At 73.5% G+C, this 13,104-nt stretch carries 14 protein-coding genes; 7 read left to right on the top strand and 7 right to left on the bottom strand.

Annotated features, from left to right (window positions below):
* Positions 1–16: 16 nt before the first annotated feature.
* The 3 genes from B4N89_RS03290 to B4N89_RS03280 form a co-directional block, all read right to left on the bottom strand.
* A complete protein-coding gene (locus B4N89_RS03290) occupies positions 17–715 on the bottom strand; it encodes a response regulator (protein ID WP_078979077.1) in 699 nt (232 codons plus the stop codon).
* A complete protein-coding gene (locus tag B4N89_RS03285; protein ID WP_101896982.1) occupies positions 712–2,040 on the bottom strand; it encodes a sensor histidine kinase in 1,329 nt (442 codons plus the stop codon). Before B4N89_RS03285 ends, B4N89_RS03290 begins: the two co-directional genes overlap by 4 nt.
* Positions 2,041–2,181: 141 nt before the next feature.
* Positions 2,182–2,769, bottom strand: coding sequence for a hypothetical protein (locus B4N89_RS03280; protein WP_078974366.1), 588 nt, complete (start codon positions 2,767–2,769; stop codon positions 2,182–2,184).
* 317 nt (positions 2,770–3,086) lie between these two features.
* On the opposite strand from B4N89_RS03280, the gene B4N89_RS03275 reads away from it, so the two are divergent.
* Positions 3,087–4,040, top strand: coding sequence for a hypothetical protein (locus B4N89_RS03275; RefSeq protein WP_078974365.1), 954 nt, complete (start codon positions 3,087–3,089; stop codon positions 4,038–4,040).
* A 344-nt stretch (positions 4,041–4,384) separates the two neighbouring features.
* On the opposite strand, the gene B4N89_RS49590 is transcribed toward B4N89_RS03275, so the two are convergent.
* The gene (locus B4N89_RS49590; protein WP_160161830.1) at positions 4,385–4,540 is read right to left on the bottom strand and encodes a hypothetical protein; all 156 of its coding nucleotides are present in this window, start codon (positions 4,538–4,540) and stop codon (positions 4,385–4,387) included.
* 223 nt (positions 4,541–4,763) lie between these two features.
* On the opposite strand from B4N89_RS49590, the gene B4N89_RS03270 reads away from it, so the two are divergent.
* On the top strand, positions 4,764–5,048 hold the full coding sequence (locus B4N89_RS03270) for a guanosine polyphosphate pyrophosphohydrolase (protein ID WP_078974364.1): 285 nt from the start codon (positions 4,764–4,766) through the stop codon (positions 5,046–5,048).
* Between the two features lie 10 nt (positions 5,049–5,058).
* Here the strand turns inward: B4N89_RS03270 and B4N89_RS03265 are convergent, their stop codons facing one another.
* The gene (locus B4N89_RS03265) at positions 5,059–5,493 is read right to left on the bottom strand and encodes an SRPBCC family protein (RefSeq protein WP_143657813.1); all 435 of its coding nucleotides are present in this window, start codon (positions 5,491–5,493) and stop codon (positions 5,059–5,061) included.
* Between the two features lie 430 nt (positions 5,494–5,923).
* On the opposite strand from B4N89_RS03265, the gene B4N89_RS03260 reads away from it, so the two are divergent.
* Entirely contained in the window at positions 5,924–6,349 is a 426-nt protein-coding gene (locus B4N89_RS03260) for an EboA domain-containing protein (RefSeq protein ID WP_078974362.1), read from the top strand.
* A gap of 78 nt (positions 6,350–6,427) precedes the next feature.
* On the opposite strand, the gene B4N89_RS03255 is transcribed toward B4N89_RS03260, so the two are convergent.
* Positions 6,428–6,646, bottom strand: a complete 219-nt coding sequence (locus B4N89_RS03255; protein WP_078974361.1) for a hypothetical protein — start codon at positions 6,644–6,646, stop codon at positions 6,428–6,430.
* A 245-nt stretch (positions 6,647–6,891) separates the two neighbouring features.
* Here B4N89_RS03255 and B4N89_RS03250 point away from each other — a divergent pair, with 245 nt between their 5' ends.
* Both B4N89_RS03250 and B4N89_RS03245 read left to right on the top strand, forming a co-directional pair.
* Complete coding sequence (locus B4N89_RS03250) at positions 6,892–8,124, top strand: hypothetical protein (RefSeq protein WP_143657812.1); 1,233 nt, start codon at positions 6,892–6,894, stop codon at positions 8,122–8,124.
* A gap of 56 nt (positions 8,125–8,180) precedes the next feature.
* Positions 8,181–8,759, top strand: coding sequence for a maltokinase N-terminal cap-like domain-containing protein (locus B4N89_RS03245; RefSeq protein WP_078974359.1), 579 nt, complete (start codon positions 8,181–8,183; stop codon positions 8,757–8,759).
* 93 nt (positions 8,760–8,852) lie between these two features.
* Here B4N89_RS03245 and B4N89_RS03240 read toward each other — a convergent pair whose 3' ends face one another.
* The gene (locus B4N89_RS03240) at positions 8,853–11,078 is read right to left on the bottom strand and encodes an SDR family oxidoreductase (RefSeq protein ID WP_078974358.1); all 2,226 of its coding nucleotides are present in this window, start codon (positions 11,076–11,078) and stop codon (positions 8,853–8,855) included.
* Positions 11,079–11,596: 518 nt separating this feature from the next.
* On the opposite strand from B4N89_RS03240, the gene B4N89_RS03235 reads away from it, so the two are divergent.
* The gene (locus B4N89_RS03235; RefSeq protein ID WP_078974357.1) at positions 11,597–12,505 is read left to right on the top strand and encodes an MEDS domain-containing protein; all 909 of its coding nucleotides are present in this window, start codon (positions 11,597–11,599) and stop codon (positions 12,503–12,505) included.
* Positions 12,502–13,029 (top strand): ATP-binding protein, encoded by a 528-nt coding sequence (locus B4N89_RS03230; protein ID WP_078974356.1) that lies wholly within the window; start codon positions 12,502–12,504, stop codon positions 13,027–13,029. The genes B4N89_RS03235 and B4N89_RS03230 overlap by 4 nt, the downstream gene beginning before the upstream one ends.
* Positions 13,030–13,104: the final 75 nt, after the last annotated feature.

The raw sequence follows: 13,104 nt of genomic DNA, 5'->3' as shown, positions 1-13,104 counted from the left end.
GGAGTGGGACGGGCGGCTACCCCGGCTGCGGCGGGCGGGACAGGCCCGTGCCGCCCGGGGCGATCAGGCCGCTCTCGTAGGCGAAGACGACGGCCTGGGCCCGGTCGCGGAGGTCCAGTTTGTCGAGGATGCGGCTGACGTGGGTCTTCACGGTCTGCTCGGCGAGAAAGAGATGGGCCGCGATCTCACCGTTGGAACGCCCCTGCGCGACCAGCCCCAGCACCTCGGTCTCGCGCGGGGTGAGCTTGCCCAGGCGCGTCGAACTCGGCCGGGTGATCGGGCGGTTGCGGGCGAAGTCCTCGATCAGCCGACGGGTGATCGAGGGCGCGAGGAGCGCGTCGCCGGCCGCGACGATGCGCACCGCCGCGATCAGGTCGGCCGGGGACGCGTCCTTGAGCAGGAAGCCGCTGGCGCCCGCGCGCAGCGCCTCGTACACGTAGTCGTCGATGTCGAACGTGGTCAGCATGAGCACCCTCGGCAGCGGGCCGGACTCGCCCGGCGCGCCCAGGAGTTCGCGAGTCGCGGCCAGGCCGTCCAGGACCGGCATGCGTACGTCCATCAACACCACGTCGGGCCGCGTCTCGCGGGTCAGCCGGATCGCCTCACGTCCGTCGGCCGCCTCGCCGACCACCTCCAGGTCCGGCTGCGCCGCGAGCAACGCGGCGAAGCCGGCGCGGATCATCGACTGGTCGTCGGCGATCAATACGGTGGTCATGCCACTCCAGGGGTCGACGGGGCCGAGCCGGCGTCGGCCGGCGGCAGGGGAAGCACGGCGGCGACGTGGAAGCCGCCGTCGGGTAGCGCCTCGGTACGCAACTCCCCGGCCAGCATGGCGACTCGCTCGCGCATGCCGATCAGACCCTGGCCGCCGGCGGCGGGCCCCCGGTCCGGGTCGGCCTCGGCGGAGGCGGGTTCGACGGGCCGACCGCCGTGCGTGGGCGCGGAGTTGCGGACGTCGATGCGCAGTGCCGAGGGGTCGCCGGACAGGCTCACCCGGACCGTGGCGCCGGGCGCGTGCCGGACCACGTTGCTCAGCGATTCCTGGACCAGGCGGTACGCGGACAGTTGTACGCCCACCGGGACCCGGTCCGGCGCGGGCACGGTGTCCGCGATGGACAGGTGCGCGCCCAGGCCGGCGCGGTGTGCGGTCTCGATCAGTACGGGCAGGTCGGCCAGGCCGGGTTGCGGGCTGTGCTCCGCCCCGGGGCCGCCGGCTCCCGCGCCGGTGTCCGCGTCCTGGCGCAGGACGTGCAGCAGTCGGCGCATCTCGGTGAGCGAGCGACGTGCCTCGGCGGCGATCGTGCCGAACTCGTCGACGGCGGCGGGCGGCAGGTCGGCGATCCGGTAGGGCGCGCTGTCCGCCTGCACGGTGATCACCGACATGTGGTGGGCGACCACGTCGTGCAACTCGCGGGCGATGCGGGTGCGTTCCTCCAAGAGGGCGCGTCGGGCGTGTTCGGCCCGGCCGATCTCCTCGACCAGGACCAGTCGGCGCTGCGCGTCGCCCCGGCTGCCGATCGCCTCGGCGGTGAGCGGGGCCAGTGCGGAAAGGATCGTGATCGGCAGCAGTTCCTCGACCCGGATCGGGCCGCGCGTCGCGGCGAGCAGGGTGCCCGAGGCGAGCAGGGCCAGCCACAACACGACGAGCACGCGGCGCGGGGCGCGCAGGGCGACCACGGTGAGCACCACGACCAGGGAGAACACCGACGTCACCGCCCACGGCCACGGCTCGGCGGAGGACACCGGGTGGGTGGGTACGGCGGTGGCGATCGCCGCGGCCAGGGCCAACCACCAGGCCGGCAGCGGGCGGTACAGGCACAGCAGGACCGGGACGGCGCGGGCGATCGCGGCGATCGTGGTTCCGGGGGCGCCCATGTCGTAGTGCTGGTGGAGGTCGAGCCACCCCACGACCGTGAGCGCGAGGGCGGCCAGGGTCAGCACCCGCACCGTGCGGCGCGTGGGCGCGAGCGGGGCCACCGAGGAGGGCGACACCGCCTGGCGCAGCGCGGACCGGATCGCCGCCGGCCGAACGATCTTCACGGTTGGTGATGGTATGCCGGGAAGGGGCGGCCGGTGGGACGAGGCGGGGGCGGGGTCGGCGTCGAGGGTGTTGTGCATGGTGGCGTCCGGGGGTCGGCGCGGGAAGTGGCCGGATGGGGATCGGCGTCGGTTCGGGTGGGCTCAGGCCCGGCTTTCGGTGCGGAAGGTGCGACGCGCGCCGGCTGCCCGCAGGTTGGTGAGGCCCTGGATCAGGCACAGGCAGACGGCGAAGAAGGCGAGGCCGCCGACCGCGTGCACGGCCCAGACCCCGGCCAGGGAGGGGCCGCCCCACGCGTCGTGGTAGTCGGAGTCGCCGTACCAGATCGGGTAGGTCAGGTTGCGGATCGTGTTGCCGTAGGCGTACGCGGCCAGGGCCGGCATGGGCACACCGAGCGCCGTGTCGAGGACGGCGTGCCGCAACACCCGGACGGCGCCGGGGACGGCGGCGCCCCGGTCGGTCGTGGCACCGCTGTGGTGCTCGCCACCGGTGTGCGGGTCCAGGAATCGGCGGGCCGCGGCGAGTTGCAGGCGCGCGGCGCGGGACGAACGGCCGCCGAGCGTCAGGACGATGCCGATCAGGCCGAGCGGCAGCGCGAGGAACGCGTACGCGGAGCGCCGGGCGGCCTCGGCCACCGAGGCCGGGGCGAATCGGCGGAGCGGGCGGCGGGGCCGGGTCGGGGTCGAGGCGGGCCGGGTGCCGGGGGCGGGGCGGACGACGGTGGGTGCCATGGCGGGTCCTTGGGGTGGGCGCCGGGCGCGAGGGCTTCGGCGGGGCCGGGGTGTACCGGTTCGTTGCCGGCGGGCGCTCGGTCGGCGCCCTGGACTCCACGCTAGGAGGCGGGCCGCCGGGTGGGCATCACACCGCGGCGCCAACCCGCGAGTGATACCGGGGTAGGGGGTCGACGGCCGGCCGCGGTGTTCACCGGTCGCCACGGGGGCGCCGGTCCGCCGGCACTCGGCCCGTGACCTCCGGCGCCTCTCCCGCACCGTCCGGTGAACACGTTGGTAGGTTGATCGGTGTAGTCGATCATCAGGGGGATGAAGACATGACCGGACGCGCACGACCGCGTTTGCGACGGGGGCTGGGTACGGCGATCGGCGGCGTGGCGCTGCTGCTGGTGACCGCCGCATGCGGGAACGGGTCGGGGTCGGGCTTCGGCGATCGAAGCCCGGGCGAGGAGGGTTCGGGCGGGAGCGGGGGCGGAAACAAGGCTTACGCCGGCCCCGCGGCGGCGGTCTTCGCCGCAGTGGACAAGGTGCACGGCACCGAATCGGTCGCGATCACGGTGCAGCAGAAGTTGCCCGGCGGCAAGGGCTCGAACGCGCAGGGCGCGATCAAGTTCGGTGACGCGGGCGGGCTGCGGATGACCATGGCGATGCCGCAGGGCGCCGTCCCGGGCATGCCGGCGAAGATCGAGACGCTGGTGACGCCGACCGCGATGTACATGAACATGGGCTCGGCGCTCGCCGCCGACACCGGCGGCAAGTCCTGGCTCAAGATGGACTTCACCGCCCTGGGTTCGCTGGACAAGACCGGCGCCCTCGCGGCGGTGGGCGAACTGATGAACAAGGGCCTCGGCCAGCAGGATCCCACCAGTCAACTGTCGTTGCTCAAGGGGTCCGGCGACATCGCCGAGGTCGGCAGGGAGGACCTGGCCGGTCGGCCGACCGTGCACTACAAGGGCACGGTCGACATGGCCAAGGCGAGTCGACTCGGCGCGGAGGCACTCGGGTTGAGTGCCAAGACCCTGGAGAGCCTGCGCGCGGCGAACGAGGCCATCGGAGCCACGTCGTCGACCATCGAGGTGTGGATCGACGCCAAGACCGATCTCCCGGTCCGGCAGTCGGTGAGCACGCCGACCAAGGTCGGCGAGGTGGGCAGCACGGTGGACTACCGGGACTGGGGCACCAAAGTCGACGTGACGCCGCCGCCGGCGAGCGCGACGGTGGACTTCCAGGAGCTCATCGACAAGGAGCGGGGCGGGTCCAAGGCGGCCTGACCCGGACCGGTGCCGTGACGAACGCAGCCGCCGGGTCGGGTGACCCGGCGGCTGCGGCCGGCTTCGGCCTCGGGCCTCGGGCGGATACCGAAAGAGTGGGTGACCCGCCGAGATCGAGGCGGCAGCGGAGACCGGGACTCGAGGCCCCGTACATTTCACCGCCCTTGCGGGCTCCATGGAGTATCCGCGACCTGCGCACCGGGGGTCGGACGAAACCGTAGCGCGGGAGGGCGGTTCGGCGCGCGGATTATCCGGCGGGCGCACACGCGGCCGATGCGTGGGCCGACACGGCGGCCCCTACGGCCGGTTCTCGCAACCGGTCCTCCCGACAGCCCTCCGGACGGTCAGGAGGAGTGTGCGCGGGTCTCGGCGTCCTTCTTCGCGTAGTGCTCGCGCTCGCGCCGATCCGCGCGCAGGATGCCCCGGATCACGAACGTGAAGCCGACCGCGACCGCGAGGAAAGGGGTGAGTTCGGCGAATGCGCCGAGTGCGTCCAACACGATGACTCCCAAGGGTGGTGCAGCCGGCCGACCGCGCCTTCGGCAGCACCGAGGGCGCGAACCGGAGACGGCTCGCTCCGCCGTTCGTCGTCCGAGCGGCGGGACAACCCTACCGCCCGCCCTCGCGTCGACTCCCGGCGACCGGGTACCTCGGACGGAGGACCCGGCCCGGTGCGCGGGCCACGGCTACCGGGCGGGCCGCGATCGTGATTGACTCGCCGGCGTGTCGCTCGGCCTCATCGTTGTCTATACGTCGCGCCTCGACGCGTGCCGCGAGTTCTACGCGTCGCTCGGCCTGGTCCTGGTCCGGGAGCGGCACGGGAGCGGTCCCGAGCACTACGCCGCGACGCTCGACGACGGCACCGTGGTGGAGCTGTATCCGGCGCGTCCGGACCGGTTGACCGGCTATCTGCGGCTCGGGCTCGTGTTGGTCGACTCGCCGCTCCCGAGGGGGCGGCATCTGCTGACCGACCCCGACGGGCGGAGCGTGGACGTACGGGTGGGGTGAGACGGCGGGCTCAGCGGGGGCCGCCGGTGGCCTCGGCGAAGCGGCGCAGGTCCTCGACGTGCGTACCCCAGCCGTCGCGGTGGGCGGCGGCCAGGCTCGCCGCGTCGGGCAGGCGGCTCCAGCCGGTCTCGCGGACCCGGAGTTGGGTGCCGGGGCGGGCCCTGGTCAGTTCGATGGTCACCGTCGTGGACACCGCCCAGTCGTCGTCGGCCCAGGTGAAGCGCAGCAGTCGGCAGGGGTCGAGCGTCTCGACCCGGCCGGTGGTCAACCGCGCCTCGCCGTCGGCCCCGCTCCAGCGCTCCGAGAGCCGGCCGTTCACCCGTGCGTCCAGGTCGAGGTAGCTCCACCACATGGCGCGCGTGTCCGGATCCACGAGGGCATGCCACACGGCCTCGGTGGGCGCGGCGATCACGACACTGACCTCGACGAGCGGTTCACGGACCATGAAGCAACCGTAGATCTCACGAACGCCCACGTCAGCCCACGAACGGTCCGCTGAAGGTCAAGACTGCACCACCCCCGTGCGCCCCCGCGCGCCCCCGGAAAGGGGGCCGGCTCCGGCGGGCACAAAGGGAGAGGCGCGGGGGACGGTCGGGAGGAGCGGGGCGGCGCGTCGGGACGGAGCGGGTCGGCCGGTGTCGACGGCGGGCGCCACGGGCGGGGTCGCGGTTTCGCGGGCGGCGTGGGACGGCGCGGGGCGCCCGTGCGGTTGCGGCGGCCCCGCCGGGTACCTGCGGTGGAACTCCGTTGTGGGCACGGTGACATCGTGGGCGTGGGATCCCGGCGTTTGTCGATTGGGGACCTTCCCGGATGGGGAACGCACTGCACAGGACACGTGCGTACCCCGCGCCACCGGCCCTCGGGAGGATCCGCCCATGCCGCACCCGCCGATCGCAGATCTGCGAAGCGCGTTCACCGCCTCCGCCAAACCCGGCAGCCAGGACTGGCCCAGCCTCGCCGACTTCACCGTGTTCGCCGCCGCCGGGCGCACCTGCGGCCGGGCCCCGCTGATCGGCCTGCCCGGCTGGACCTGCGACGACGCCGCCCGGGTCCTGGCCCTGGCCGAACTGGCGGCGCGTACGCCCCACCACGATCTGTCCGCGCACCTGCGCACCCTGTACTGGCGCGGCGACGCCCACGAACGCCGCGCCGTACTGCGCGCGTTGCCCTACCTCGGGATCACCGGGCACGACCCGGCACTGGCCATGTCCCTGGTCGCCGACGCCCTCCGTACCGGCGACCCCCACCTGATCGCGGCGGCCCGCTTCGCGGGGACGCAGGACGGCCCCGAGCCCGGGTAGCCGGCCGGCGGGCTCGCCCGACCCGGCCCGGTGTGGCCGCCCGCGTCCACTCGGATCGGGTCGGGCGCGGGATGCCCCCTACCAGCCGCCGTGCCCCCGGGCGTGGCGTTCGGCCGCCGCGTGCCACCAGCGCGGCGGCGACGGACCGGTGACCTCGGCGGACGGCTGATCCGGATGCAGGCCGAGCCGGCGCAGCGCCTCGGGGGGCACGCGGATGTCGTACCAGCATTGCCAACCACCGTCGGGGCCGACTCCGCACAGGAGCCCGATGTAGATCTCCTCGTCGGCGAACGGCATCCAGTCGATGCCGCGCTCACGCAGTCAAGCGCGTACGGCCGCCGCCGGTCCGAGGCAGCCCCGCAGGTTCCGATACGCCGTGATCGTCAACCATCCGTCACCAGGTCTTTCCATGGTGACGATGATGCCGGCCCGTCGGGCGGATGTCCCGTGCCCGGTCGTTGACCGCGATCGGGTGCGGTCGGCAGGCTGAAGGCCGGTCCGCGTGCGGGCGGGCAGGTCGAATCGGGAGTCGGGGGACCCACATGCGGCGAAGAACAGTGTTGGCGGCGTTGGCGGCACCGGTGCTGCTCGGCGCGGGCACGGCGGGCGGCGCGCGAGCGGGGACGCGGGATCCGGCGGCATCCGCGGTCGAGCGGATCGGGGGCGCGCTGGGCGACTCGGGCGGTGAACTCGTCGCGCGCGGCCGCGAACACGGGCCCGGCTGGATCCGTACCACCCTCGAACTGCGCGACGCGGCCGTGCCGTTGGTGGTCGATGTGGTCGCGGACACCGGGCACGTGCCCCGGCGCGTCGCCTATCTGCTTCCCGGCGGCGGCCTCGACTTCGCGTCGAACTTCTTCACACCCACCGCCCACAACCTCGCCCATCACCTGCGCACGCGCGGCTACCTGGTGGTCGGCATCTCGCCACGCGAGAACGGCGCGACCGCCGCCGACCTCACCGCCGAGTGGGGCCTGGCCGCGCACAAGCGGGACGCCCGCAAGGTGATCGACGCGGTCGACGCTGCGCTGCGGGTGCCGTACGACCTGCTCGGCCACTCCGCCGGTGCCGCGCTCGCCCTCGACCTGGCGGCGGATCGGGCGCCGGGGCCGCGCCGGGTGATGGTGCTGGACACGACCGGCCCGTACGAGGGCGACCTCGCCGTCCGCGCCGCGCGGACCAGGGCGGCGCTGGACGCGCAACTCGCGAGCGGGGTGTACGCGAACGACCCGGGCCTGAAAGGCCTGTTGGCGCGTGCCGTGGGCGACCCGAACGGCGCCTCCGCGGTCCCTCGTCCGGTCGATCCGGCGAGTCGGTTCACCCATGCCGCTCTCGCGCACTTCGCCCTGGTCCACACCGCCAAGCTGCCCGGGGCGACCAACTGGATCTACGAACAGGGCTTCGCCGCAGGCACCTTCGCCTTCGGCGCGACACCGTCCGACGACCGGTACGCCCTGACCCACACCCCGCTCGCGACCTGGGCCGACGCCACCGCCCGCTTCGGCGGCGGTCTGATCCCGATCGCGCTGCTGCGCGACCTCACCGCGATCTGGGCGGGCGAGGAATCGGTGTACCGCATCGACTGGTCGGCGATCGGCGCCGAGGTCACCTGGATCAACACCGCCCTGGGCCGCGGCGATCACCCCCAAGGCGCGAACCTGATCCGGGACGGCGGCAATCCGAAGGTGACCTTCACGGTGATCCCCGACTACGGCCACGGCGACCCGGTCTGGAGCAGCACCGCCGACCGGGACGTGTGGCGGCTGCTGGTGTAGCGGGGCGGGATAGATTCGATCGGATTCGATACCGAACCGATGTGTGAGGAATACGCATGGCCTCGATCCACCACACCACGATGACGCCCGGAAAACTGGAACTGCTCGCCGACTGGCTGCCCCGGCAGAGTTGGTACGCCGGCGGGGCCGAGGCGCCGGCGCCGCTCCGGGCCGGTGGATTCCGGTTGGACGACCCGGAGGGCGAGGTCGGGATCGAGTTCATGATCGTGGTGGACGCCGGTGCCCCGGAATCGGCCGCGTATCTCGTGCCGTTGGCCTATCGCGGCGCGGCGCGGGACGGAGCCCCCGACGACGCGCTGATCGGTACCTCCGAGCATGGCGTGCTCGGTACCCGGTGGATCTACGACGGCGTGCGGGACCCGGTGGTGATGGGGCAGTTGCACGCGGTCCTGCGCGGGGAGGCGACGCCGCAACACCAGAGCGAGAGCGACACCCCGGACCCGAGCGTGACGGTGCACGGCGGCGCCTCGGCCGGTGTGCTCGATGTTCGGGTGAACCGGGTCCTGCGACCCGTCGAGGCCGGGGAAGGGCCGTCGGGCGGCCTGGTCGCCGGCTGGACCCGGCCGGACGGGACGGCCGTGCGGGGAGTGCTCGCGACCTTTACGCCGCGGTAGCCGCGCCGAGCCCGGCGCTGCGGCGCGGTACGACGGGGCCACGGGGTTCGATGGCACCGACCCGGTCGGTGCCATCGAACCGGCGGGCGGTGCCTATGGGGAAAGCTCGGCCAGGGAGTCCGACCACGCCGCGCACAGATCGTCCGCCAACCCGGCCGGGAGACACGTGTCGACCAGGGCCGTGATGTGCATCGTGCCGTCGAAGGAACCGAGGAAGACGCCGATCGGGGCGCTGCGCGGTACTCCGCCGAGGGGGATCGCGTCGAACACCGGGGAGCCGCGGAAGGCGTACGAGTGCCGGGGCCAGTCGTGGACGAAGCCGGCGGCCAGGTCGACCTGCCAGGGGGACATGGCGGTACGAAAGCCCCAGCGGTCGACGGGCGGGGCCTTGTCCTCGGCGACCAGGTGCAGGCGACGGATCGGGTCCGCCTGATCGCACGGCAGACGGACCCGGGCCGGCCGGGCGGAATTGCCCGGCTCCGGGGCGCCCATCGCACCGGACGGGGAGGGCACCAGCGCCCGGACCGGCCGCACTCCGCGCCGCCACGGTACGCCGGGGCACATGCGCAGCGCGCCCGCGAGCGCGGCCAGGAAGACGTCGTCCGGGCCGACCCCGCGACGGTGGCGCGACGCCGCGTGCAGGCGTTCCGGGTCCAGGTCCAGCCAGGCCATCCGCCGCGTGCCGGTCGCCCCCCGGGTCGCGAACGGCCGGGTGGACGGCGGCGACAGCCGGCGCGCGTGGCCGCGGACACCGAGCACCGCGGGCCCGAGCGCGGTCACCGTCGCCGCCTCGATCGGCTCCACCCCGAACAGCCGCCGGGCCACCTCGACCACCGACGCGTCGTCGAGCAGCGCGTGGTGCGCCTTGAACACCACCGCCCACTCGTCGCCCGCGTAGCCGTGCACGAGCCGCGCCTCCCACGCCGGACGGTCCCGGGGCAGCCGATCCGCCAACGCCGCGTCGACCGCCGCGCCGAGTCGTCCCGGGCCGACCGGATACACGTGCACATGCCGATCCGGGTCCACCGGCCCGCGCCGCCGAAACGAGCCATCCGAGCGGTAGGCCAGCACCGGTACCCGCCACAACCGGGCCGCCACCGCCTGACGCAGGTCCGCCACGGTCGGCGCCAGGCCGCGAAAGCGCAGTACGGCGCCGAGTTCGACCGATCCGGCCCGGCCGGCCCGACCGGGATCGCGATACGCCCGCTCCAACGCCGTGTCGCGCCGCCCGCCGCGACCGGGCCGGACGCAGTCCACCAGGTAGTCCCGGTCCACCGCGGTCGCCGACCTCGGCTCGCCGAGCAACGCCCGCACCCCCGAGTCGTCATAGCCCCGACGGTGCGTCAGATACGGCGTGCACGCCGCGTGCACCTCCGCGAGCCGTTCCACGCCATTCGGCTTCACGGGCGGCTCGGCGACGAATCGCAGCCGCACCGGCAGGAATTCGGCCAGCACCTCGCGCACCACGTCGACCGGGACGTCGTGCGGATGCCGTACGTGGTAGGTGTCCACTCCGCCGGAGCCGGTCAGATCGGCCAACCGCGTCATCACCCGCGCCGCCTCGTGCGCCGGCATGAAGTTGAGCCGGCCGTCCGGCGCAGCCGGCAACCGCAACACCGGCCGCAGCCGCCCCGGCAGCCGAGCCGCCCAGCCGAACGCCGCACACCCGCCGGTCGCCTCGGCCCGCTCCACCACGTGCCGCAGCGAGCTTGCCGGCACCCCGGGACGATCCGAGACCAGCGTGGTCGGCCGCAGGATCAACGCCGAACGCCCCAGCCGTGCCGCCCAGTCCCGGACCAGCGTCTCCGCCTCGTACTGGGCCCGCTCGTAGTCGTTCTCGAACCCCGCCGAGTCGTCCGCCGGCTGCTCCTTGATCGTGCCCTCGCGACGGGCGCCCGCGACATAGGCGGTGCCGATGTGCAACACGCGCGGACGCCGCCGACCCGCCTCGGCCAACTGGAGCAGGTGGCGGGTGCCTTCAACCGTGTCGGGCCACAACTCGGCCATCGTGGCGTCGGGTCGGCGGTCGCCCGCGCAGTGCCAGATCACATCGATCGAGTCGGCCAGCGAGGTGAACTCGGGCCCGGCCAGGCCCAGTCGCGGCAAGGTCGGATCGGTCTCGACGATCCGCAGCCGCTCGGGGAGTCGCCGCACCAACTCGTCGGGAGCGGCGGTGACTTCCAGAAAGGCCCGGATCCGGTCGAGGGCGCCGCGCGAGCCGGCGGGGGACAGGACGGTGATCGTACGGTGGCGGTCCAGCAATTCGCGGAGCAGATGGAGACCGAGGAATCCGGTGGCTCCGGTGATGGCGACGCGCATGGCTCAGCCAACTCCTTGCAGGTGTTCACACGTGGCCTGACGGGACGTCACGTCGACGGTGTCGACGCGCGGCGAGTCGGGCCCGATGGCGCGCTGCGCCGGGGCATGCGTGGTCAATGTCTTCCCTGGGACGAGTGGGATTCGTCAGGACGCTAGTCGCCGTACGACCGTCACCCACGCGGTATTGGGCCAACCGATGCCGGTGTCACCCGATCGGGTTCACGATCGGCCGGCCGGCGCGGTCGACGACGCGACGGGCCTGCCGCCGGGCGGTCCGGGTCGGGGCCGCCGCATCCCGTGTCCGGTTCCCCCCGGTCGGGTGGCCGGTCCGGTGCCGCTCCGGCCGAGGTGCCGGCCGGAAACCAAAGATTGTGCCCTGCCCGGTGGGTTGGTGCCCCCGAAAGAAGCTTTCTTGACTGTTCGCGCCCGGTGGTGTGCCCGTCGGGTACTACGGTCTGGTGCGAGACGGGGGCCCCGGGCCCGGCCCGGGGCGCGTCACGACCAGGGGGCATACGCAGATGGACACTTCCCAGGCCGGGGCCACGGTGGCCGCGGTGGGAGCGATGGAGTACGGCAGCCATTGCTGCTTCGTGTCGGCCGACGAGGCTGTCACGCGGCTCGCGGTGCACAGCTACATCAGGGACGGACTGTCCGCCGAGGACCGGGTGTTGTGCCTGCTCGGCAGGCGCGACCGGGCCTGGCTGATGAGTACGCTGTCCGAAGGTCCCACCCGACCCGACGACCGCGAGGCCGACGGCTCGCTCGTGGTCGTCGATGTCGGCCGAACGCCGTTGTGGGAGGGCGAGTTCACGCCCGAGGGAATGGCCGAGACGTTCTTCGCGGCGGTGGATCAGGCCCTCGCCGACGGCTTTCGCGGTCTGCGCGTATGCGGCGACATGACGTGGGGTCGAGCAGGTGGCGTCGAACACGCGGCCCTGCTCGAATTCGAACGCCTCGCCGGCCTCGGCCTGCCGAGCCGCCGGGCGATGGGCATTTGCCTGTACGATCCGCGCGAGTTCAGTTCGGTACAGATCGACGCCCAGGAACGGCTGCACCCGCTCGTCGCCGGCACCGGGCGCGCGCGTCCGCCCACCCTCCAGGTCACCGACACCACCAAGGGACTGCGCCTGGTCGGTGAGGCGGACGTGGGCACCCGGGACCTGCTGGAGGACGCACTGCGGCGCGCGATGGCCCACTCGGGCCGGGACCTGGTCGTCGACCTGTCCGCACTGGAGTTCGCCGACCTCGGCACGATGGAGTCGTTGTATCGGGCCGCCACCGCGCTCGGCCCGGACCGGCACCTGGTCCTGCGGGCCGCGGGACCGGCGGTCCGCAAGGTGGTCGACCTGCTCGGGTGGAGTGGGGCCGGCGGCCTGATCCTGGACGAGGACCGACCTTCCGGGGAGTGTAGTGGGGGAGCGCAGTGACCGGCCCGAACCGTGATCGCGCCCACGCCCGTGCGCGGATCGGTGCCGGACCGGTGGAGGTGCTGCCGTTCGGCGCGTCCGACCTGTGTCTGGTCCGCGCCGTGGTGCGCCGGCACGCCGACGCCGTCGGCCTGGATGACGACCGCCCCGACTGCCTGGTGCTCGCGGTACACGAGATCGCCGCGTGCGCCGTCACCCCGGACTCCCGGCCCGCGCTGCTGCGCTGTGTGCCCAGGGACGGACGGGTGGTCTGTGAGATCCACGCGATCGGGGACGAGGGGGGCGGAGCGAACGCCGGTCGTAGCGACGGCGGTTGCCGTCGACGCGCGTTTCCTCGGCTGACCGACAAGCAGGAGACGCCGGGACGTGGACTGTGGATAGCGCGGGCGCTGTGCGACGAGGTCGAGGTGGCCGAGTGTGCCGAGGGCGTGGTGGTGCGGATGACGATGCATTTGCCCGCGTCGACGGGGGTGGTCCCGGCCGAGGTTGTGGGGCACTCGGAGACGGAGGGTGAATTGCACTGACGGCGCGCTTGTGCCGGATGCCGTGGGGCGTCGGGCGCCGCCGGTTGTCGTGAAAGGCCGGGGCTCGTGCAGGGG

The organism is Embleya scabrispora, from assembly GCF_002024165.1.
GTDB classification, from domain to species: Bacteria; Actinomycetota; Actinomycetes; order Streptomycetales; family Streptomycetaceae; genus Embleya; species Embleya scabrispora_A.
The sequence above is the reverse complement of the archived record's forward strand: the minus strand, read 5'-3'. Positions and strand labels throughout refer to the sequence as shown.

Bases quoted from the DNA above. Each gene is read 5' to 3' on its own strand.
- B4N89_RS03260 (WP_078974362.1), top strand. From the start codon at position 5,924: ATGCCGCACCCGCCGATCGCAGATCTGCGAAGCGCGTTCACCGCCTCC.
- B4N89_RS03245 (WP_078974359.1), top strand. From the start codon at position 8,181: ATGGCCTCGATCCACCACACCACGATGACGCCCGGAAAACTGGAACTG.
- B4N89_RS03275 (WP_078974365.1), top strand. From the start codon at position 3,087: ATGACCGGACGCGCACGACCGCGTTTGCGACGGGGGCTGGGTACGGCG.
- B4N89_RS03235 (WP_078974357.1), top strand. From the start codon at position 11,597: ATGGACACTTCCCAGGCCGGGGCCACGGTGGCCGCGGTGGGAGCGATG.
- B4N89_RS03255 (WP_078974361.1), bottom strand. From the start codon at position 6,646: ATGCCGTTCGCCGACGAGGAGATCTACATCGGGCTCCTGTGCGGAGTC.
- B4N89_RS03265 (WP_143657813.1), bottom strand. From the start codon at position 5,493: ATGGTCCGTGAACCGCTCGTCGAGGTCAGTGTCGTGATCGCCGCGCCC.
- B4N89_RS03290 (WP_078979077.1), bottom strand. From the start codon at position 715: ATGACCACCGTATTGATCGCCGACGACCAGTCGATGATCCGCGCCGGC.
- B4N89_RS03250 (WP_143657812.1), top strand. From the start codon at position 6,892: ATGCGGCGAAGAACAGTGTTGGCGGCGTTGGCGGCACCGGTGCTGCTC.
- B4N89_RS03280 (WP_078974366.1), bottom strand. From the start codon at position 2,769: ATGGCACCCACCGTCGTCCGCCCCGCCCCCGGCACCCGGCCCGCCTCG.
- B4N89_RS03240 (WP_078974358.1), bottom strand. From the start codon at position 11,078: ATGCGCGTCGCCATCACCGGAGCCACCGGATTCCTCGGTCTCCATCTG.